This window comes from Parendozoicomonas verongulae, from assembly GCF_009711465.1.
Taxonomy (GTDB): Bacteria; Pseudomonadota; Gammaproteobacteria; order Pseudomonadales; family Endozoicomonadaceae; genus Sansalvadorimonas; species Sansalvadorimonas verongulae.
In genome coordinates this window covers 1-259 of sequence record NZ_SMME01000106.1, presented here as the reverse complement: position 1 = coordinate 259, position 259 = coordinate 1, and the positions used below count along the sequence as shown (strand labels likewise).

The following is a 259-nucleotide window of genomic DNA, read 5'->3' as shown; positions in this document are numbered from 1 at the left end:
TCATCGCCAGGCTTCAATTAGAAAACCCCAGTCGTTCATTCGGCTGGGGTTTTTGCTTATTAGTGTAAGCACATCGATTCTGGTTTCACTTGAATCCTCGCTGCTGAAATTGTCGATTGACAAGATCAGCAAAGAGAGTAGAATGCGCTCCTCGTTGTCCTCGGCAAACACCAAAGACAACACCGTTGAGAGATTCCTAATTCATTGATTTTAAACGAGTTAGTGAGATGAATCACTTGACACCGACCGGCGCCACGGT

General features: G+C 45.6%; 1 protein-coding gene. It reads left to right on the top strand.

Going from position 1 to position 259, the window contains the following annotated elements:
* Positions 1–208, top strand: a 208-nt coding sequence (locus E1189_RS24165; RefSeq protein WP_230459788.1) for a hypothetical protein, incomplete at its 5' end; no start/stop codon positions are given.
* Between the last annotated feature and the right edge of the window lie 51 nt (positions 209–259).